This window comes from Mycobacterium sp. 5-140-3-2, assembly GCF_035666375.1.
In the GTDB taxonomy this organism is placed as follows: Bacteria; Actinomycetota; Actinomycetes; order Mycobacteriales; family Mycobacteriaceae; genus Mycobacterium; species Mycobacterium intracellulare.
Map to the genome: position 1 here is coordinate 3,612,169 of NZ_CP142025.1, position 20,442 is coordinate 3,632,610.

General features: G+C 70.5%; 18 protein-coding genes. 3 read left to right on the forward strand and 15 right to left on the reverse strand.

The window, feature by feature from the left end; all coding sequences use genetic code 11:
* Positions 1-4 precede the first annotated feature (4 nt).
* The 4 genes from coaBC to mihF form a co-directional block, all read right to left on the reverse strand.
* Positions 5-1,267: a bifunctional phosphopantothenoylcysteine decarboxylase/phosphopantothenate--cysteine ligase CoaBC gene (gene coaBC / locus P6281_RS16450; protein WP_202348877.1), complete on the reverse strand. Its 1,263-nt coding sequence runs from the start codon at positions 1,265-1,267 to the stop codon at positions 5-7.
* A gap of 21 nt (positions 1,268-1,288) precedes the next feature.
* A complete protein-coding gene (rpoZ, locus tag P6281_RS16455; RefSeq protein ID WP_008258195.1) occupies positions 1,289-1,615 on the reverse strand; it encodes a DNA-directed RNA polymerase subunit omega in 327 nt (108 codons plus the stop codon).
* A gap of 73 nt (positions 1,616-1,688) precedes the next feature.
* A complete protein-coding gene (gmk, locus tag P6281_RS16460; RefSeq protein ID WP_085976452.1) occupies positions 1,689-2,360 on the reverse strand; it encodes a guanylate kinase in 672 nt (223 codons plus the stop codon).
* Between the two features lie 88 nt (positions 2,361-2,448).
* On the reverse strand, positions 2,449-2,763 hold the full coding sequence (gene mihF, locus P6281_RS16465; protein WP_324738432.1) for an integration host factor, actinobacterial type: 315 nt from the start codon (positions 2,761-2,763) through the stop codon (positions 2,449-2,451).
* 634 nt (positions 2,764-3,397) lie between these two features.
* Here mihF and P6281_RS16470 point away from each other — a divergent pair.
* Positions 3,398-3,820 (forward strand): TOBE domain-containing protein, encoded by a 423-nt coding sequence (locus tag P6281_RS16470; RefSeq protein ID WP_008258197.1) that lies wholly within the window; start codon positions 3,398-3,400, stop codon positions 3,818-3,820.
* Positions 3,821-3,876: 56 nt separating this feature from the next.
* On the opposite strand, the gene pyrF is transcribed toward P6281_RS16470, so the two are convergent.
* Genes pyrF through pyrR form a run of 7 tightly spaced genes read right to left on the reverse strand, consistent with a single transcriptional unit; the run spans position 3,877 to position 12,525 of the window.
* Positions 3,877-4,701, reverse strand: coding sequence for an orotidine-5'-phosphate decarboxylase (gene pyrF / locus P6281_RS16475; RefSeq protein WP_324738433.1), 825 nt, complete (start codon positions 4,699-4,701; stop codon positions 3,877-3,879).
* The gene (gene carB, locus P6281_RS16480; protein ID WP_009951745.1) at positions 4,698-8,063 is read right to left on the reverse strand and encodes a carbamoyl-phosphate synthase large subunit; all 3,366 of its coding nucleotides are present in this window, start codon (positions 8,061-8,063) and stop codon (positions 4,698-4,700) included. The genes pyrF and carB overlap by 4 nt, the downstream gene beginning before the upstream one ends.
* On the reverse strand, positions 8,063-9,199 hold the full coding sequence (gene carA / locus P6281_RS16485) for a glutamine-hydrolyzing carbamoyl-phosphate synthase small subunit (RefSeq protein WP_008258201.1): 1,137 nt from the start codon (positions 9,197-9,199) through the stop codon (positions 8,063-8,065). Before carA ends, carB begins: the two co-directional genes overlap by 1 nt.
* Entirely contained in the window at positions 9,196-9,711 is a 516-nt protein-coding gene (locus tag P6281_RS16490; protein ID WP_036429018.1) for a PH-like domain-containing protein, read from the reverse strand. The genes carA and P6281_RS16490 overlap by 4 nt, the downstream gene beginning before the upstream one ends.
* A complete protein-coding gene (locus P6281_RS16495; protein ID WP_008258203.1) occupies positions 9,708-11,000 on the reverse strand; it encodes a dihydroorotase in 1,293 nt (430 codons plus the stop codon). The genes P6281_RS16490 and P6281_RS16495 overlap by 4 nt, the downstream gene beginning before the upstream one ends.
* Entirely contained in the window at positions 10,997-11,956 is a 960-nt protein-coding gene (locus tag P6281_RS16500) for an aspartate carbamoyltransferase catalytic subunit (RefSeq protein ID WP_008258204.1), read from the reverse strand. Before P6281_RS16500 ends, P6281_RS16495 begins: the two co-directional genes overlap by 4 nt.
* Positions 11,953-12,525: a bifunctional pyr operon transcriptional regulator/uracil phosphoribosyltransferase PyrR gene (gene pyrR / locus P6281_RS16505; RefSeq protein ID WP_009951738.1), complete on the reverse strand. Its 573-nt coding sequence runs from the start codon at positions 12,523-12,525 to the stop codon at positions 11,953-11,955. Before pyrR ends, P6281_RS16500 begins: the two co-directional genes overlap by 4 nt.
* A gap of 433 nt (positions 12,526-12,958) precedes the next feature.
* On the opposite strand from pyrR, the gene P6281_RS16510 reads away from it, so the two are divergent.
* Both P6281_RS16510 and P6281_RS16515 read left to right on the forward strand, forming a co-directional pair.
* Positions 12,959-14,173 (forward strand): serine hydrolase domain-containing protein, encoded by a 1,215-nt coding sequence (locus P6281_RS16510; protein ID WP_036429020.1) that lies wholly within the window; start codon positions 12,959-12,961, stop codon positions 14,171-14,173.
* 13 nt (positions 14,174-14,186) lie between these two features.
* Complete coding sequence (locus P6281_RS16515) at positions 14,187-14,726, forward strand: GNAT family N-acetyltransferase (protein WP_008258207.1); 540 nt, start codon at positions 14,187-14,189, stop codon at positions 14,724-14,726.
* On the opposite strand, the gene P6281_RS16520 is transcribed toward P6281_RS16515, so the two are convergent.
* Genes P6281_RS16520 through P6281_RS16535 form a run of 4 tightly spaced genes read right to left on the reverse strand, consistent with a single transcriptional unit; the run spans position 14,727 to position 20,426 of the window.
* Complete coding sequence (locus tag P6281_RS16520) at positions 14,727-17,441, reverse strand: fumarate reductase/succinate dehydrogenase flavoprotein subunit (protein WP_324738434.1); 2,715 nt, start codon at positions 17,439-17,441, stop codon at positions 14,727-14,729.
* On the reverse strand, positions 17,438-18,187 hold the full coding sequence (locus P6281_RS16525) for an ABC transporter ATP-binding protein (protein ID WP_008258209.1): 750 nt from the start codon (positions 18,185-18,187) through the stop codon (positions 17,438-17,440). The genes P6281_RS16520 and P6281_RS16525 overlap by 4 nt, the downstream gene beginning before the upstream one ends.
* Positions 18,184-19,041: an ABC transporter permease gene (locus P6281_RS16530; protein WP_020822982.1), complete on the reverse strand. Its 858-nt coding sequence runs from the start codon at positions 19,039-19,041 to the stop codon at positions 18,184-18,186. The genes P6281_RS16525 and P6281_RS16530 overlap by 4 nt, the downstream gene beginning before the upstream one ends.
* A complete protein-coding gene (locus P6281_RS16535) occupies positions 19,038-20,426 on the reverse strand; it encodes an ABC transporter substrate-binding protein (protein ID WP_324738435.1) in 1,389 nt (462 codons plus the stop codon). The genes P6281_RS16530 and P6281_RS16535 overlap by 4 nt, the downstream gene beginning before the upstream one ends.
* Positions 20,427-20,442: the final 16 nt, after the last annotated feature.

Genomic DNA, 20,442 nt, shown 5'->3' on the forward strand with positions numbered 1-20,442 from the left:
CGCTTTACCCGCTGTCCCCGTGCAGGAACGCGGCGATCGCATCCACGATACGACTGGCCATCAATGTCTTGGAGCCGTGCTGCAGTGCGGACTCGGTGCCGTCGGAGGCCAGCAGCCAGCCATCGTTGCTGTCCACCTCGAACGCGCGTCCCTCACCGACGGCGTTGACCACCAGCAGATCGCAGCCCTTGCGCTGCAGCTTGGCCCGGGCGTGAAACAGCACGTCGCCGCTGGCGTCGCCGGTCTCGGCGGCAAAGCCGACGATGGCCCGCATGTTGGGCAACTGCCCGTGGGCGCGGGCCCGCACCGCCCCGGCGAGGACGTCGTCGTTGCGCACCAGCTCGATCGTCGGGGGCGCCGTCTCATTCGAGGCGCTCTTTTTGATCTTGGCGGCGGCAACGTGCGCGGGCCGGAAGTCGGCGACCGCGGCGGCCATCACCAGCACGTCGGCCTCCGGGGCGCGCTTGGACACCGCGTCGCCCAGCTGGGCCGCGGAGCTGACGTGGACGACCTCGACACCGGCGGGATCGATCAGCCGGGCGGTGTGCCCGGCGATCAGGGTGACCTCGGCGCCGCGCTGGGCCGCCACCCGCGCCACCGCATAGCCCTGCTTGCCGGAGCTGCGGTTGCCGATGAAGCGCACGGGGTCGACCGGTTCGCGGGTGCCGCCGGCGGTGACCAGCATCTTGCAGCCGGCGAGGTCGTAGGGCAGCGCGTCGTGGCGTTCCAGCAGCAGGTGGGCCAGGGTGGTGATCTCCTCGGCTTCGGGCAGCCGACCCGACCCGCTGTCCGTCCCGGTGAGGCGCCCGGCGGCGGGCTCGAGCACCACCGCGCCCCGCCGGCGCAACGTCGCCACGTTGTCGACGGTGGCCGGGTGCAACCACATCTCCGTGTGCATGGCCGGCGCGAACAGCACCGGGCACCGGGCGGTGAGCAGCGTGGCGGTCAGCAGATCGTCGGCGCGGCCGTGCACCGCGCGCGCCAGCAGATCCGCCGTGGCCGGGGCCACCACGACCAGGTCGGCCTGCTTGCCGAGCTGGACGTGCGGGACCTCGGGAACGTCGTTGAAGACGCCGGTGTGCACCGACTGACCGGAGAGCGCCTCAAAGGTGGCCGCGCCGACGAAACGCAGCGCGGACTCGGTCGGGATGACCCGGACGGAATGGCCGGCCTCGGACAGCTGGCGGACGACGGTGCACGCCTTGTAGGCGGCGATGCCGCCGGAGACACCGACTACGACTCGTTTGGGGATCCGCGTGCGGTCCACAGCGCGCCCGGCCCGGCCCTGTTACTCGCCCTCGGTGTGCTCGAGCAGGTCGCCGTGGATCTCGCGGAGCGCGATCGAGAGCGGCTTCTCCTGCAGCCCCGGCTCGACCAGCGGCCCCACGTACTCGAGGATGCCCTCGCCGAGCTGGTTGTAGTAATCGTTGATCTGACGGGCCCGCTTGGCCGCGTAGATGACCAGGGCGTACTTGCTCGAGACCCGGTCCAGCAGCTCGTCGATGGGCGGGTTGGTGATGCCCAGCGGGGTGTCGTAGGCGCCCGGCGCCCCGGCGGACAGGTCGAACCGGTCGGGGACGGCGGCCAGCGCGGCGTCGGACTGCGGAATAGTCACTGAGGTCAATCTCCTCTACGTTCGAAGGCGGGCCAGAGCCCAAAACGGCTGATCGCCGGCGAAAAGTCGGTGCTCAATCTTGATTGGATGTGGTCTGGCTTTCGGTGTGGCCAGCCGGGTCGTGCCGGTCCGGGGCAGTTCCCACCAGCAAGGATACCAATTCGGCGCACGCAGACTCCAATCGACGGTTGACGACCACCCGGTCGAAGTCGTCACGGGCCGCCATTTCGATGCGGGCCGTCTCGAGGCGCCGCCGCATGACCTCCGGGGTCTCGGTGCCGCGGCCGACGAGCCTGGCCTCCAAGTCCTCCCAGCTGGGCGGCGCCAAAAACACCGTCAGGGCCTCGGGCATCGCCCTCTTCACGGCCCTGGCCCCGGCCAGGTCCACCTCGATCAAAACCGGGAATCCGCGGGCCGTGGCGTCGCGAACCGGCTCGGCCAGGGTGCCCGAGCGGTGCAGGCCCGCGTGAATTTCGGCCCACTCCAGCAGGGCGCCCTCGTCGATGAGCTGCTGGAAGCGGGCGGGGCTGACGAAGTGGTAGTCGACGCCGTCGACCTCGCCGGGCCGGGGCGCCCGCGTGGTGGCCGAGACGCTGAAATGCAGGTCCGGGACCCGCTCGCGCAGGCATCGGACCACGGTCGACTTGCCGACCGCGGAGGGACCGGACAGCACGACCACACGCCCCGCACGCGATGGTTCGGGACGTGCCCCGTGCTGGATGTCCGGTCCCCCGCCGCCGTTCATCGGCGCTCCCGGGCAGGTGCGCCCACGGCTCGGGTCGGTTTGCCCGCCTTCTCCTCAGGCCGTTCGGCCTGCATCGTCGGCGGCCGGGTTAGGAGCCGAACTTTTCCAGCAGGGCCTTGCGCTGACGGTCGCCGAGGCCGCGCAGGCGGCGGGTGGGGGCGATCTCCAGCTCAGTCATGATTTCCTGCGCCTTGACCTTGCCCACCTTGGGCAACGCCTCGAGAAGCGCCGAAACCTTCATCTTGCCCAGGACGTCGTCGGTCTCGGCGTCCTTGAGCACCTGGGTGAGGTTGGTGCCGCCACGCTTCAGCCGGTCCTTGAGCTCTGCTCGTGCACGACGTGCGGCAGCCGCCTTCTCCAACGCGGCCGCGCGCTGCTCGTCGGTCAACTGGGGAAGGGCCACGATTCCTCCGTATCTGATCAATCAATTTCAATCGATCTCATTTTGTCTCGCCGGTTCTTCTGCCAGCGGAGACGACCGTACTCAGGCCTCCTGACGAAATCTAACCCGCCCCCCTGCTTAACGGGGCAAACTCCCAGCATGCAACGGCGCGTGTCCCCCCAAAGCGGCCCGCCGCGCGACGTCGACGGCGCCCGCCGCGACGCCGTGCCGAGGGGCCCGGCGCGGCCCGTTTTGGGCCGTCGCCAAGCCATCTACCAGCGACTTTATCCGAAGGGGCCGTCGTGGGGTGCGACGACGTGGCCGTCCGGAAACGCGCCGGCGCGCACCCGGGCGGGGCGGTGCGAGGGATCACGCATTCGTCGCGGCGTGTCGCGCGTGTCGCGTTCGGCCGGTCAAAGGGCAGGCCAGCGGCGCCGCCCCGCGGCCGCGCGGGCCGCGGGGGTCCCGCGGGGTCGTGTGTGCCGCCCGGGCCCCACGGCGGCGGGCGTGTCACTTCCGCGGATTCGCGTCGGCGAGGGACGTGTCACCGCAGGAACGGGATCGTGGCCTGAGAGCGTTCCGTACCCGCGGGAAGGCGGCGGCCCCGGGCCGCGTATCAGCTAATCCGCGGTCGCGGATCGGATACCATCGGGGCGTGTCCAACCTGCGAATTCGCCAGGCGGCTGAGCTGCTCGGCGTCAGTGATGACACTGTGCGGCGCTGGATCAACCAGGGGGCGTTGGAGGTCAGTCACGACGCGGCCGGTCGCAAAGTGATCGCCAGCGAGGACCTCGCCCGCTTCTCCCGCAGCAACGCGCCCGCGCCGCCGGCCGACCCGCTCAGCATCGGCAGCTCGGCCCGCAACCGCTTCGTCGGGCTGGTCACCGCGGTGGTCAGCGACAAGGTGATGACCCAGGTGGAGATGCAGTGCGGCCCGTTCACCGTCGTCTCGCTGATGAGCACCGAGGCCGCCGAGGAGTTGCAGCTGCGTCCCGGCAGCGTGGCGGTGGCCGTCGTCAAGGCCACCACGGTCATCGTCGAAACGGCCCAGCCCAGCACGGCGCTGGCGTCGGACTAGCGGCGATCGCAAGCGCGGCGTAGCCGGGCGCAGCGGGTCGCCGCCATCGGACTAGCTCACACCGCCAGGTAGGCGACAGCGTCCAGCATCCGTTCGGCCGCCCCGCGCAGCTCCGCCACCCCCGGCCCGGCCCGCAGCACCTCGCGCGCGACCGCGGGCAGCAGCTGCCCCGGCTCGGCGCCGCCCAGCCCGGCGAGCGCCTCGGGGCGCCCGCCCTGCACCCCGAGGCCCGGCACCAGCACGGGCCCACCCAGGGCGCTGAGATCGGGCGCCTGCAGCACCGTCGCGCCCACGACGACGCCGACGTATCCGGGCCCGGACGGGGTCGCGGACCGATTCACCACGGCCGCCTGGTCGACGACCAGCTGGGCCACCGTGCGGCCGTCGAAGGCGGCCCGCTGCACGGTCGCGCCCTCCGGGTTGGAGGTCGCGGCGAGCACGAACACCCCCCGGTCGTGCGCGGCGGCGGCTTCCAGCAGCGGCCGCAACGACCCGAACCCCAGGTACGGCGTGGCCGTCACCGCGTCGGCGGCCAGCGGCGAATCCCCCGCCCAGGCGGCGGCATAGGCGGCCATCGTCGTTCCGATGTCGCCGCGCTTGGCGTCGGCCAGCACCAGCACGCCGGCCGACCGCAGGGCCGCGATGGTGCGTTCCAGCACCGCGAATCCGGCCGCGCCGTACGCCTCGAAGAACGCCACCTGCGGCTTGACGACGGCGAAGCCGGAGAACGCCTCGATGCAGATGTCGCAGAACGCGGCCAGCCCGTCGGCGGTGGTGGGCAGCCCCCAGGCCCGCAGCAGCTCGGGGTGCGGGTCGATGCCCATGCACAGCGGTCCGCGTTCGGCCTTCGCGTCGCTCAGCCGGACCCCGAAGCCGGTCACCGGGCCCCGTTTCCGGGCAGGCCGCCCTGGCCGATCTGGCTGTGCAGCTCCTGCAGGCTGCGCACCCCGATGTCGCCGCGGATGCCCGCTTCGATGCCCTGCACCGCGGCCGACGCGCCCTGCACCGTGGTGACGCAGGGGATGTTGACCGACACCGCGGCCGAACGGATTTCGTAGCCGTCGATGCGCGGACCGGAATTGCCGTAGGGGGTGTTGATCACCATGTCGACCTCACCGGCCTTGATCACGTCCACCGCCGACTGCGCGGGCCGCCCCGGCTGCGGGTCCTCGAAGTGCTTGCGCACCTCGTCGCACGGAATCCCGTTGCGGCGCAACATCTCCGCGGTGCCCTCGGTGGCGAGGACGCGGAATCCCAGGTCGGCCAGGCGCTTGACGGGAAACACCAGCGAGCGCTTGTCGCGGTTGGCGACCGACACGAAGATCGTGCCCCGCGCCGGCAGCGACCCGTAGGCGGCGGTCTGGCTCTTGGCGAACGCGCTGCCGAAGTCGCGGTCGATTCCCATCACCTCGCCGGTGGACTTCATCTCCGGGCCGAGCAGCGAATCGATGGCGGCGCCGTCGATGCGGCGGAAGCGGTGGAAGGGCAACACCGCCTCCTTGACGGCGATCGGGGCGTCCAGCGCCGCGTGTGCCCCGTCCCCGGAAGCCGCCAGCAGCCCCTCCTCGCGAAGCTGGGAGATGCTGGCGCCCAACATGACCCGGGCGCACGCCTTGGCGAGCGGGATCGCGGTGGCCTTGGACACGAACGGCACCGTACGGCTGGCCCGCGGGTTGGCCTCGAGGACGTAGAGCACGTCGTCCTTGAGCGCGTATTGCACGTTCAGCAGCCCCACCACACCGATGCCGTGCGCGATGGACTCGGTCGCGCGGCGCACCTTCTCGATGTCGCTGCGGCCCAGCGTGACCGGCGGCAGCGCGCAGGCCGAGTCGCCGGAGTGGATGCCGGCCTCCTCGATGTGCTCCATGATGCCGCCGATGTACACCTCGGTGCCGTCGCAGAGCGCGTCGACGTCGATCTCCACGGCGTCTTCGAGGAAGCGGTCGACCAGCACCGGGTGTTCGGGCGAGAGCTCGGTCGCGCGGGTGATGTAGCCCCGCAGCGTCTCCTCGTCGTAGACGATCTCCATGCCGCGACCGCCCAGCACGTAGGACGGGCGCACCAGCACCGGGTATCCGATGTCTTCGGCGATCCGGCGGGCCTGGTCGAAAGTGGTTGCAGTGCCGTACTTCGGGGCCGGCAGGCCGGCCGCGGTGAGCACGTCGCCGAACGCGCCGCGGTCCTCGGCCAGGTCGATGGCTTCCGGCGGGGTGCCGACGATCGGCACGCCGGCGTCGGCGAGGCGTTGCGCCAGCCCCAGCGGGGTTTGACCGCCGAGTTGCACGATCACCCCGACCACCCCCGGCCCGTCCCCGGCCGATTGTTGCTCGGCGCGAAACACCTCCAGGACGTCCTCGAAGGTGAGCGGTTCGAAGTACAGCCGGTCGGCGGTGTCGTAGTCGGTCGACACGGTCTCGGGGTTGCAGTTGACCATCACGGTCTCGAAACCGGCCTGGCTCAACGTCGTTGCCGCGTGCACGCAACTGTAGTCGAATTCGATGCCCTGCCCGATCCGGTTGGGGCCCGAACCCAGGATCAGCACCTTGGGTTTCTGGGTCTGCGGGGCCACCTCGGTCTCGGCGGCGGGGTCGAGCTCGTAGCTGCTGTAGTGATACGGCGTCTTGGCCTCGAACTCGGCCGCGCAGGTGTCGACGGTCTTGTACACCGGGTGCACGCCGAGGCGCTCGCGTAGCGAGCGCACCCCGTTCTCGCCGGCCAATTCCGGTCGCAGCGCGGCGATCTGGCGGTCCGAAAGCCCGTTGTGCTTGCCGCGCCGCAGCAGGTCGGCGTCGAGGACCGGGGCGGCGATCAGTTCGGCGCGCAGCGTGATCAGCTCGCCGATCTGCGCGACGAACCACGGGTCGACGCCGCTGGCCTCGGCGACGCGTTCCACCGAAGCGCCCAGGCGCAGCGCGAGTTCGATGTCGTAGAGGCGGCCCTCGGTCGGGGTGCGCAGCCGGGTCAGCACCTCCTCGACGTCGCCGTCGGGGTCCGGCTTGGTCCAAAAGCCCGTGCGGCTGGTCTCCAGCGAGCGCATCACCTTGCCCAGCGCCTCAATGAAGTTGCGGCCCAACGACATTGCCTCGCCGACGGATTTCATCGTGGTGGTCAGGGTGGGGTCGGCGCCCGGGAACTTCTCGAAGGCGAACCGCGGGGCCTTGACCACCACGTAGTCCAGGGTGGGCTCGAAGCAGGCCGGGGTCTCCTTGGTGATGTCGTTGACGATCTCGTCGAGGGTGTAGCCGATGGCCAGCTTGGCGGCGATCTTGGCGATCGGGAAGCCGGTGGCCTTGGACGCCAAGGCGCTTGACCGCGACACCCGGGGGTTCATCTCGATGACGATCAGCCGGCCGTCGGCCGGGTTGATCGCGAACTGGATGTTGCAGCCCCCGGTGTCCACGCCCACCTCGCGCAGGATCGCGATGCCCAGGTCCCGCATCCGCTGGTATTCGCGGTCGGTCAGCGTCATGGCCGGCGCGACGGTGACCGAATCACCGGTGTGCACGCCCATCGGGTCGAAGTTCTCGATCGAGCACACCACGACGACGTTGTCGTTGCCGTCGCGCATCAACTCGAGCTCGAATTCTTTCCAGCCGTAGATCGATTCCTCGATGAGCACGTTGGCGCTGGGGCTTTCGGCCAGCCCGGCGCCGGCCATCCGGTCGACCTCCTCGACGGATCGCGCCATCCCCGAACCCAGACCGCCCATGGTGAAGCTGGGCCGCACCACCACCGGCAGGCCCAGCTCCTCGACCGTCTCGCGGACCTCTTCCATGGTGAAACACACTCGGCTGCGGGCGGATTCACCGCCCACCTTGGCGACGATGTCCTTGAACATCTGCCGGTCCTCGCCGCGCTGGATGGCGTCGAAGTCGGCCCCGATGAGCTCGACGCCGTGGCGCTCCAGCGCGCCGTTCTCGTAGAGCGCGACCGCGGTGTTGAGCGCGGTCTGCCCGCCCAGGGTGGCCAGCAGGGCGTCGATCTTGTTGCCGCGCTCGGCCTGCTGGGCGATCACCTTCTCGACGAATGCGGCGGTGATCGGCTCGACGTAGGTGTGGTCGGCGTACTCCGGGTCGGTCATGATGGTCGCCGGGTTGGAGTTGACCAGGCTGACCTCCAGGCCCTCGGCCCGCAGCACCCGGCAGGCCTGGGTGCCCGAGTAGTCGAACTCGCAGGCCTGACCGATGACGATCGGCCCGGAGCCGATCACCAGGACGTGACGCAAATCGGCGCGACGCGGCACTACCGCCCCTTTCCGCGGTTTGGGGCCGCCATCAACTCGATGAATTGGTCGAACAGATAATTCGCGTCGTGCGGCCCGGCGGCGGCCTCGGGATGGTATTGAACCGAAAAGGCCCGTCCGTCGGCGAGTTTGACACCCTCGACCACCCCGTCGTTGGCGCACGTGTGGCTGACGATCGCCTGGCCGAACGGCGTGTCGAAGGACTGTCCGGCCTCCCCCTCGAGTGCGAAGCCGTGATTCTGTGCGGTCACCGCCACCCGCCCGGTGGCGTGGTCGATCACCGGGATGTTGATGCCGCGGTGACCGAACACCATCTTGTAGGTGGACAGGCCCAGCGCGCGGCCCAGGATCTGGTTGCCGAAACAGATGCCGAACAGCGGGATTCCGGCGCCCAGCACCTCGCGGGTCACCGCCACGATGTGGTCGGCGGTGGCCGGGTCGCCCGGGCCGTTGGACAGGAACACGCCGTCCGGATTGATGTCGGCGATCTGCCGGTAGGTCGCCGAGGACGCCAGCACGTGGGTGCGGATGCCGCGGCGGGCGAAGTTGCGCGGCGTGTTGGTCTTGATGCCCAGGTCCAGCGCGGCCACCGTAAACCGGGGCTCCCCTTCGGGTTCCACGATGTAGGTGTCCGGCGTGCTGACCTCGCCGGCCAGGTCGGCGCCCAGCATGGACTGCTGGCCCCGCACCCGCTGCAACAGCTCGTCGGGGTCGGCGAGCGCGTCCCCGGAGAACACGCCCGCCTTCATCGAGCCGCGGGTGCGCAGGTGCCGCACCACCGCCCGGGTGTCGATGCCGGCGATCCCGACGACGTGCTGGCGGATCAGTTCGTCCTCCAGGGTGCCGGTGGCCCGCCAGTTGGACGGGCGCGGCGAGGGATCGCGCACCGCGTAGCCGGCGACCCAGATCTTGTCGCCGCGGCTCTCGGCGTCCTCGTCGTTCCAGCCGGTGTTGCCGATCTGCGGCGCGGTGGCCACCACGATCTGCCGGTGGTAACTGGGATCGGTCAGCGTCTCCTGGTAACCGGACATGCCGGTGGAAAACACGGCCTCGCCCAGTGTTTGGCCGATCTTGCCGAACGGGGTGCCGGTGAAGACGCGGCCGTCTTCGAGTACCAATAGGGCCTTACTGCTCACGCGACCTCATTCTCCTGGCCATCCCGTTCCTCCAGCCACGGGTCGTAGTCATGGCGGTGATCCGCCCGGAAACCGGTGTCGATCTCGACGCCCGACGGCAGCCGCCAGCGGATCGCCAGAATGCCGATCCGGGCCGGCCTGACCGCCATTCCGCGCTCCATGCGGATGGCCGTGATCGAGTCCCGTGGAATCCAAATCGGGTGGGCCCGCAGGCGTTCCACCATGATGCCCCCGGCGTAGCGGGTCAGCACCGCTTTGCTGCGGTAACCGAGATCGCCCGCCGCGATCCGCTCGTTCCAGCCCGGCGCCATCATGGACCCGCAATAGTGGCCGCGGGTGGTGATGCTCGCCGCACCGACCTGGTCCGGGATCTGCGGCAGGTCGCCGATCAGCTCCGCCTGCCGCTGCGCGCGGCGCTGCCAGCTGCGCATCATCAGCTGGATCACCACCGTGATCACCACCACCAGCACGGCCGCGAAGATCAGCGACCCCGCCAGCGTGCCCGAATTCATGCCGGGCACTTCCCGTCTCGGCAGGTGACCTTGCCGCGCAGCAGGGTCGCGGTCACGGTGGCGGGCAGGGTCATCGCTTCGTAGGGCGTGTTGGCCGACCGGCTGGCCAGGTCGGGCCCGGCGACGGTCCAGGAGGCGTCGGGGTCCACCACGGTCAGGTTGGCCGGCTCCCCCACTTCCAGCGGCCGGCCGTGATCGGGCAGGCCCACGATGCGCGCGGGGTTCTCGCTCATCACCCGGGCGAGGCCACGCCAGGTCAGCAGCCCCGGGATGACCATCGTCTGCACGACGATCGACAGCGCCGTCTGCAGTCCCAGCATGCCGGGCCGCGCCGCGGAGAACTCCACGCACTTCTCGTGCTCGGCGTGCGGGGCGTGATCGGTGGCCACGCAGTCGATGACGCCGTCGGCCAGCGCCTGGCGCAGCGCAACCGCGTCGGCCGCCTCGCGCAGCGGCGGGTTGACGCGGTTACGCCCGTCGTAGCTGGACAGCCGGCTGTCGTCGAGCATCAAGTGGTGCGGGGTGACCTCGGCGGTGATCGAAATCCCTTGATCCTTAGCCCATTTCACGATCTCGACGGTGCCGGCGGTGGAGGCGTGGCAGATGTGCACCCGGGCGCCGGCGTCGCGCGCCAGCAGCGCGTCGCGGGCGACGATGGATTCCTCGGCGGCCCGTGGCCATCCGGACAGGCCCAGCCGGGCGGCGGTGGGTCCCTCGTGGGCGACGGCGCCGACGGTCAGCCGCGGCTCCTCGGCGTGCTGGGCGACGAGCACGCCCAGCCCGGTGGCGTACTCGAGGGCGCGGCGCATCACCAGCGGATCGTGCACGCAGATGCCGTCGTCGGAGAACATCCGCACCTGCGCGGCCCCGGCGGCCATCATGCCCATCTCGGTGAGCTCCTTGCCGGCCAGCCCGACGGTGACGGCGCCCACCGGGTGCACGTCCACCAGGCCGACCTCCTGGCCCCGATGCCAGACGTGGTCGGTGACCACCGGGCTGTCGGCGACCGGGTTGGTGTTGGCCATCGCGAACACCGCGGTGTAGCCGCCCAAAGCCGCGGCGGCCGAACCGGTTTCGATGTCTTCGGCATATTCGCGGCCCGGTTCGCGCAGGTGGGTGTGCAGGTCGACGAACCCAGGCAGCAGCACCTGGCCCGTCGCGTCGATGACGTCGGCGGTGTCGGGGATCTTCAGGCCCGGGCCGATCTCGGCGATCTGACCGTCCTCGGCCAGGACGTCGACGCGGTCGCCTTCGCCGTACAGCCGAACCCCGCGCAGCAACACGCTCATGCGGCCCCCTCGCTTCCGGCCGACTCGGCACCCACCAGCACGTGAAACAGCACCGCCATCCGCACGTGCACACCATTGGAAACCTGTTGCAGCACGGCCGATTGCGACGAATCGGCCACCGATGACGCGATCTCCATGCCGCGCAGCATCGGCCCGGGGTGCAGCACCACGGCGTGCCCGGGCAGCATCGCCTGGCGGCGATCGGAAAGCCCGTACAGGGACGAGTATTCGCGCACCGACGGGAAGAAGCCGCCGTTCATCCGCTCGGCCTGCACGCGCAGCATCAGCACCGCGTCGGCGGCGGGTAGCTCGGCGTCGAAGTCGTTCGACACCGTCACCGGCCAGCCGTCGACGCCGACCGGCAGCAGCGTCGGCGGTGCCACCAGCACCACTTCGGCGCCCAGGGTGTGCAGCAGCATGACGTTGGAGCGGGCGACCCGGCTGTGCAGGACGTCGCCGACGATCACGACCCGCCGGCCCTCGATGCCGCCGAGCCGCTGGCGGATGGTGAGCGCGTCCAGCAGCGCCTGCGTCGGGTGCTCATGGGTGCCGTCGCCGGCGTTGATCACCGAGGGGCCGGAATCGCCGCCGGCGCGTGTCCATTCGGCAAGCAGGTGCGCGGCCCCCGACGCCGGGTGCCGGATGATCAGCGCATCGGCCCCGGCGGCCCGCAGCGTCAGCGCGGTGTCGCGCAGCGACTCGCCCTTGCCCACCGACGATCCGGCGGCGCTGACGTTGATCACGTCGGCGCTCATCCACTTGCCGGCCACCTCGAAGGACACCCGGGTGCGGGTCGAGTTCTCGTAGAACATCGTCACGATGGTGCGGCCGCGCAGCGTCGGCAGTTTCTTGATCTCGCGGCCGACCAGCGCCTGGGCGAAGCGGTCGGCGTCGTCGAGGATGGCGGTGGCGTCGTCGAGGCTCAGGTCCCCGGCGGCAAGCAGGTGTCGGGTCATCGCGAGATCACCACCCCGTCGTCACCGTCGCTCTCCCGCAACAACACGTGCACGCTCTCGGTGCGTGAGGTGGGGACGTTCTTGCCCACATAGTCGGCGCGCAGCGGCAGTTCGCGGTGGCCCCGGTCGACCAGCACCGCCAGCTGCACCACCCGGGGGCGGCCGACGTCGCGCAGCGCGTCCAGGGCGGAGCGCACCGAGCGGCCGGAGTAGAGCACGTCGTCGACCAGGATCACCAAGGCGTCGTCGATGCCGCCGGCCGGGATCGAGGTGGCTTCCAGCGGCCGGGGTGGTTTTTGCATCAGGTCGTCGCGGTACAGGGTGATGTCCAGCGCGCCGTGGCCGACCTCGACGCCGCTGTATTCGCCGATGTTGCCGGCCAGGCGTTCGGCCAGGATCACGCCGCGAGTGGGGATGCCCAGCAGCACGACCCGCGGAGCGTCGGGGCCGTCGAGGGCCGTCTTTTCGATGATCTGGTGTGCGATACGGGAAATGGTGCGGCCCACGTCGGCCGCCGACATCAATTCCCGGGAATCACTGCCTGAGCGCGTGTCGCCCGCAGCACCCATACGAAACTTGACCTCCTTCTCCGCCTCACCGGACGGATCGTTAAAGGATGTCGACTGCACGGCAGCGTAGCACTTATTTCGGGGGCGGCGGCGCCGGCCGCGTGTGGCGCGCATCGCTCCCCGGTCGCGCTCGTCACACGCGTCCCACGAGTCTCTCCGGGGAGGCACACGATGTGTGCCCACCTCCCAGCGACAAGTTGCCGAGCGGCACCCGCCACGAGCGGCACCGCTACGGGCGGCACCCGCCACGGCCCGCGTCCCGGCCCGTTGTCGCTCGGAGGCGGGCAAAACACCCATCGCTTCGCCCAGTGTCGCGTGGGAGGAGAATCGGACGGTCCGTCGGCGCGCGTTGCGCCGCGTTCGCGCGCGTTGCGCCGCGTCCGTGCGCGGCGGCGCCGGTCGCGCGGCGGCGCCGGCCCGCTAACCTGACCGGGTGAATCGCTCGACCCTTGACGGCAACGCGGCCTCCGTCCGCGAGGTGTGCGACGCCGGCCTGCTCGCCGGCGCGGTGACGGTGGTATGGCAGCGCGGAGAACTGCTGCAGGTCAACGAGATCGGCTACCGCGACGTGGACGCGGGCCTGCCGATGCAGCGGGACACGCTGTTTCGCATCGCGTCGATGACCAAGCCGGTGACGGTCGCGACGATCATGAGCCTGGTCGACGAGGGCAAGCTGACGCTCAAGGATCCGGTCGTGCGCTGGGCGCCGGAGCTGGCCGGCGTGCGGGTGCTCGACGATTCGCATGGCCCGTTGGACCGCACCCACCCGGTGAACCGCGCCATCCTCATCGAGGACCTACTCACCCATACCAGCGGCCTGGCGTACGGATTCTCGGTGTCCGGCCCGATCGCCAAGGCCTACATGCGGCTGCCGTTCAACCAAGGCCCGGACGCGTGGCTGGCCGAACTGGCCAAGCTGCCGCTGGTGCACCAACCCGGCGAGCGGGTCACCTACAGCCACTCCATCGACCTGCTGGGCGTCATCGCTTCCCGCATCGACGGCAAGCCGTTCCATCAGGTTCTCGACGAACGGATCCTGGGGCCGGCGGGCATGACCGACACCGGGTTCTTCGTCACCGCCGAGGCGCGGCGGCGCGCGGCGACCATGTACCGGCTCACCAACGAGCACCAGCTGCAGCACGGGGTGATGGGCCCGCCGCACCTCACGCCGCCGTCGTTCTGCAATGCCGGCGGCGGGTTGTGGTCGAGCGCCGACGATTACCTGCGCTTCGTGCGAATGCTGCTCGGCGGCGGAACGATCGACGGGGCGCGGGTGCTCTCGGAGGAGTCCGTGCGGCTGATGCGCACCGACCGGCTGACCGACGAGCAGAAGCGGCACAACTTCCTGGGCGCGCCGTATTGGGTCGGCCGCGGCTTCGGGCTGAACCTGTCGGTGGTGACCGATCCGGCAAAAAGCACACCGCTGTTCGGACCCGGCGGCGTCGGCACGTTCAGCTGGCCCGGCGCCTACGGGACCTGGTGGCAGGCCGATCCCACCGCGGATCTGGTCCTGATCTACCTCATCCAGAATCTGCCGGACCTGACCGTCGACGCGGCCACGGCTGTCGCGGGCAACACGTCGCTGGCCAAACTCCGCACGGCCCAACCGAGATTCGTCCGCAACACCTACCGCGCGCTCGGCCTCTAAAGGGCGCATCGCCATGCCCGACTACCCACCCGACCGCATCAACGGGCCGCGGCTGACCCTGCGCCTACCCACGCTCGACGACGCCGGACCGCTGTACCAGCGGGTCGCGCGCGATCCGCAGGTCACCAAGTATCTGCTGTGGGCACCGCATCCCGACGTCGCGGCGACGCGGCGGGTGATCACCGAAAAGCTCAACGCGGCCGCCGACGAGAAGACCTGGGTGATCGAACTGCGGCACCGCGGCGAGGTCGTCGGGCTGGCCAGCTGCCGACGCACGGCGGCGCACTCGGTCGAGATCGGCTACTGCCTGGGCCGGCGGTGGTGGGGCAAGGGCCTGATGTCGGAGGTGCTCGGCATGCTGCTAACCGCGCTCGACGCCGATCGCGACGTGTATCGGGTCTGGGCCACCTGCAGCGTCGACAACGAACGCTCGGCGCGTCTGCTCGAGCACGCCGGCTTCTTCCTGGAGGGCCGGCTGGCCCGGCACGCCGTCTACCCCACGATGGGACCCGAGCCGCAGGACAGCCTCCTCTACGCCAAGATCCTGCGCTGACTAGCCGTTCTGCAGCGAGCCGTCGTGCTCGAGCGCCCGGCGGGCGTAGGCCCGCACGTCGGCGTCGCTGTCCTTGAGCGCGATCCCAAGCGCGTCGCGGGCGTCGGGTTCGGCCGCCCAGCGCGTCAGGCTGAGCACCGCCGCCTTGCGCACGTCCAGGTGCGCGTCGCTGAGCGCCTCGGACAGCTGGGGAACCGCGAAATCCGCAGCCGCGCCGGCCAGCGCGCGCGCCGCGCCTTCGCGCACCTGCCAGGCCGGGGCCCGTAGCGCCTGCTTGACGGCGGCGTAATCGTCTTGGCCGCAACCGATCTCACCCAGCGCGGCGAGGCCGGCGGCACGGACCAACGGGTCGGTGTCGGCGACCAGCCCGCGCACCGCCCGGCTAGCTGGGGCTGCCACCGCCGCTAGCGTCGCCAGACCGGCGGCCGCGGCGATCCGGACCTCCCGGTTCTCGTCGTCGGCGGCGTCGACGACGCCCTGCACGTCGTCGACGGACACCAGCGCGCGCACCGCCTCGATGCGCACCCGATGATCGGCATCGGCGAGGGCGCGGCGGTAGTGGGCGCTGTCACCGGCGCGGCGTGCCGCCAGCACGTACAGCGCCGCCGCCCGCACCACGCGGTCGGCCGAATCCAGGTATTCCCGGGCCTTTTCGGGCTCGGGCAGCACCTCGACCAGTTCGCGGATCCCGTCGGCGCCGGTGCGGCGCACGGCCGCGTCGTCGTCGCCCAGCACCGCCAACAGCGCGGGGGCGTACCCGTCGGGGATGTGCTCGGTCAGCGTGGCCACCGCGGTGCGGCGCACGCCGGGATCGAAGTCGGCCAGGTAGCGCGCCAGGTCGGCGACCGTCGGCTCCTCGAGCGCCAGCACTTCGGCGATGCGAGGCGAGGGCGGCTCGAAAGCCGTTGTCGCCGAGGCGATTCGGGACACCGCCGTGGCCGGGGCCTGGCCGCCGATCAGCGGCGGCTCCTCCACCGGGTACACGGTCCGGTCGGTGGGCGGCAGGCCGTCCAGCTCCGGGACCGGCACGAAGTACGGCGCCACCGGCCGCTTGAGGAACACCATCTCCCCGCCGGCGTCTTTGCGAAGGTTGAGGTGGTAGCCCCACTGGGCGTCGTCGCGGCCGGGCAGATCGGCGCGGTCGTGATAGAGGCCCCACCGCGATTCGGTGCGGGTGTGCGAGGATCGGGCGGCCATCTCGGCGCAGTCCCGGATGAACGACACCTCCACCGCGCGCATCAGCTCGTGCGGGTTGCGGGCGCCCATCTCGGCGATCTCCTCGCTCATCCGCTCGAAGGTGCGGATCGCGAGCGACAGTTTGGCCGCCGTCTTGGGCGGGGCGACATAGTCGTTGACGAAGCGGCGCAGCTTGTATTCGACCTGCGGCTGCGGCGGCCCGTCGGGGTGGCGCAGCGGCCGGTAGATCAGCTCGTGCGCCTCGCGCACCTGGTCCTGCGGAAGCCGTTGCGGCGCGGCGACATCGGCCAGGGTGGACGCGGCGTGCGTGCCGGCGAGGTCGCCGAACACGAACGCCCCGATCATGTAGTTGTGCGGGACGCAGGCCATGTCCCCGGCGGCGTACAGGCCGGGCACCGTGGTGCGGGCCTGCTCGTCGACCCACACGCCGGACGCGGAATGCCCACTGCACAAACCGATCTCGGAGATATGCATCTCGATGTCGTGGGTGCGGTAGTCGTGGCCCCGGTTGGCGTGGAATGTGCCCCGGGTGGGCCGTTCGGTGGTGTGCAGGATGTTTTCCAGCGCCGTCAGCGTCTCGTCGGACAGATGCGTCACCTTGAGATAGATGGGCCCGCGCGCGGAGTCGATCTCGCTTTTGACCTCGGCCATCATCTGCCCCGACCAGTAGTCGGAGTCCACGAACCGCTCGCCGTGCGCGTTGACCTGGTATCCGCCAAAGGGATTGGCCACGTACGCGCACGCCGGCCCGTTGTAGTCCTTGATCAGCGGGTTGACCTGGAAGCATTCGATGCCCGACAGCTCGGCGCCCGCGTGGTAGGCCATCGAGTAGCCGTCGCCAGCGTTGGTCGGGTTCTCGTACGTGCCGTACAGGTAGCCCGAGGCGGGCAGCCCGAGCCGGCCGCACGCCCCGGTCGCCAGGATGACCGCCTTGGCGCCGACGGTGACGAACTCGCCGCTGCGCGTGTTCAGCGCCGCGGCGCCCACCGCGCGGCCGCCATCCACCAGCACCCGCACCGGCATCAGCCGGTTCTCGATCCGGATCTTCTCGCGCATCGACCGTTGCCGCAGCACCCGGTACAGCGCCTTTTTCACGTCCTTGCCCTCGGGCATCGGCAGCACGTACGAGCCCGAGCGGTGCACCCGGCGCACGGCGTATTCACCGTGCTCGTTCTTCTCGAACTTCACCCCATAGCGCTCGAGACGCTGCACCATCGCGAACCCGCGGGTGGCGGTCTGATAGATGGTGCGCTGGTTGACGATTCCGTCGTTGGCGCGGGTGATCTCGGCGACGTAGTCCTCGGGTTCGGCCTTGCCGGGGATCACCGCGTTGTTGACGCCGTCCATGCCCATCGCCAGGGCGCCCGAGTGCCGCACGTGGGCCTTCTCCAGCAACAGCACCTGCGCGCCGTTCTCGGCGGCGGACAGTGCCGCCATGGTGCCGGCGGTGCCGCCGCCGATGACCAGGACGTCACAGTCGAGCCGGACCGGTGCCGCCGGGTCGGGAATCTGCATCATGGAACCTCCGCGTGGTTCAGCGCGGCGATGATCTGCGCGCGCAACTCCTGCTGTGGCCGGTCGCTGCGCGGCTCCGGCACCTCGATCGAGGCACGCACCGGCTCACCGGCGCGGCCCAGCACCACGATGCGGTCCCCCAGCGCCAGCGCCTCGTCGACGTCGTGGGTGACGAACACGATCGTGGTCGGGTGGGTGCGCCAGGTGTCGATCAGCAGCCGCTGCATGGCGGCGCGCGTCTGGGTGTCCAGCGCGCCGAACGGCTCGTCCATCATGACCGCCCGGGGCGCCCCGGCCAGGCCCCGCGCGAGCTGGACGCGCTGGCGCATCCCGCCGGACAGGCTCTTGGGCAAATAGTTGCCGAATCCGGTGAGCCCGAGTTCGTCGATCCAGCGTTCGGCGGCGGCGCGCCGGCCGGCCCGGGGTGCGCCGCGCAGGCGCAGCGCCAATTCGATGTTGGACCGCACGGTGCGCCAGGGCAGTAATGCGTTGTCCTGGAACACCATTCCCCGGTCGCCCGAGGTGGTTTCGACGGGGTCGCCGTCGGCCAGCACGCGGCCGCCGTCGGGTAAGAGCAGGCCGGCCAGGGCGCGCAGCACGGTCGACTTGCCGCAGCCCGACGGCCCGGTCAGCACCAGGATCTCGCCCGGCCGCACCACCAGGCTCAGGTCGTCGATCACCGCAGGACCGTTGTAGGACAAGCGAACCCGGTCCAGCTCGAGGCCCATCCCGGTCTTGGTCGCGGTCATCGTGCGCCCTCCTGGGCGCGCGGCAGCCAGCGGGTCACGCGGCGGCCCACCAACTCGACGGCCGCCGACGTCACGAATCCCAGCACCCCGATGGTGATGATGCCGACGAACACCCGCGGGTAGGCCAGCACGGTGTAGTCCTGCCAGGTGCGGTAGCCGACGCCCAGGCGCCCGGAGATCATCTCGGCGGAGATCACGCAGATCCAGGCCACGCCCATGCCGACGGACAACCCGCCGAACACACCCGGCAGGATGCCGGGCAGCACCACCTGGGTGAGCACCTGCCAGCGGCCGCCGCCGAGCGTGCGCACCGAGTCCTCCCACAGGGTGGGCAGCGCGCGCACCGCGTGCCGGGTGGAGACCATGATCGGGAAGTAGGCCGCCAGGAACGTGATGAACACGATGCCGGCCTCGTCGGTCGGGAACAGCAGGATGGCCACCGGCACCATGGCGATCGCCGGGATGGGCCGGGCCAGCTCCACCAGCGGCCCGAACACGTCGGCGAACAACCGCGAGCGGCCCAGCAGCACACCGGTCGCGACGCCGACGACGGCGGCCAGCCCGAACCCGGTCAGGATGCGGATCAGCGACTGCGCCAGGTCGAGCCAGTACTCGCCGGTGCCGAGCCGGCGGTGCAGCGCGTTGACGATCTCGGTGACGGTGGGCAGCGTGTCGAATCGCAGCAACAGCCGCACCTTGTCCGCGGTGAGCAATTGCCACACCCCGATCGCGGCGGCCACCGACGCCAGCCGCAGCAGCCGAGACTGCCACCGTGCCGCGATCCGCCGCGGCCGCGCCACCGCGGGCGTCGAGACGACGCCGAGGACTTGATCGGCCACCACGTGGGCAGTCATACCGAACCTCCCAGTGCCTCTTGGTAATCCATGGCGACACCGCGCGGGTGACCGGCGAGGTACCGGTTCGCCCCGGCCGGGGTGCCGAACGGCAGGTAGTTCTGCCCGTCTTTGACCCAGAACGCCTTGTCGGCGAACCAGCGGGTGCCGAGCTCGGCGTCGGGAACGTAGGCGGCGCGGACCTTGGCTCCGTGGCTGACCGCGTCCCGCACGGCCTGCAGCAGCGCGGTCGGGGTCGCGACCGTCTGCGTGGCGTCGGCCCCGTCCAGCCACAGCTCGCTGGCCAGCGCGGGGTCGCCGCGCAGCGCCGACGGGTTGGCGGTGCGCGCCCGCGACGCCGCATAGTCGAGGCCGCGGGCGGTGAACACCGCGCGCAGCGGTTCGTCCACGACGAACTTCGCCACATCGAGATCGGCGAAGTCACCGATCGACTTCAGGTACGGCACATCGCTTTTCAGCGCCTCGACCAGCGAGGGCTTCAGCGTGGTGTCGAACGACGTGCCCCCGGGACCGTTGTAGAGGTAGACGACCTCCTGGGGCAGCCCGCTTTCCTTGGCCACGATGCGGGCGGCCTGCAGCGGCTTGTCGTTGAGGAAATCAATGGCGTCCAACTGCGCCTGCAGGAAGGCGCCCAGCACCTCCGGGTGCGCCGACGCGTAGGAGCGGCGCACCACCACACCGTGCAGGGTGGGCAGGTTCAGCTCGGCCCCGTCGTAGAGCAGCTTGGCCTTGCCCTGATAGACCAGCAGCCCCGGCCAGGCGACGAATTGCGAAAGCGCCTGTACCTGACCGGATTCCAGCGCCGATGCCCCGACCTGCGGTTGCTGGTTGAGCACCTCGACGCCGGTGACGCCGGCCCTGCCCAGCGCGCGCACCAGGGTGCCGTGGCCGGCCGACCCGACGCTGGCGGAGACCTTGGTGCCGGCGAGGTCGGCCAGGCCCTTGGCGCGCGAATCCGGGGTCACCACCACCATGTTGAGGGCGCCCTTGGGGTTGTAGCCGGTGATGGAGACGATCTCGGTGCGGGCCAGCGGGTTGGCCTGCGTCTTGGAGCCGTTGATCAGCATCGGATAGTCGCCCATCGAGCCGATGTCGATCTTCTCGGCGAGCATCTGCGCGGTGATCGGGGCGCCGGTGTCGTAATCCTGCCACCGCACCGCGTATTTGGTGCCGGTGCGGGTGGTGATGTCGGCAAGGCGGTGTTCGAGGTAGCCCTGTGCGCGCAGCAGCGTGCCCGCGGTGACGGTGTTGATGGTCTTGGACTGGTATCCCACCACCACGTTGACCACGCCGGATGACTGCGACAGGGATTCCAGCGAGCACCCGGAGGTGAACGCGGCGATCGCGATCATCACCGACGCCGGCCAGACGGCGTGTCGTCTCATCGAAGAATCCTGGGGA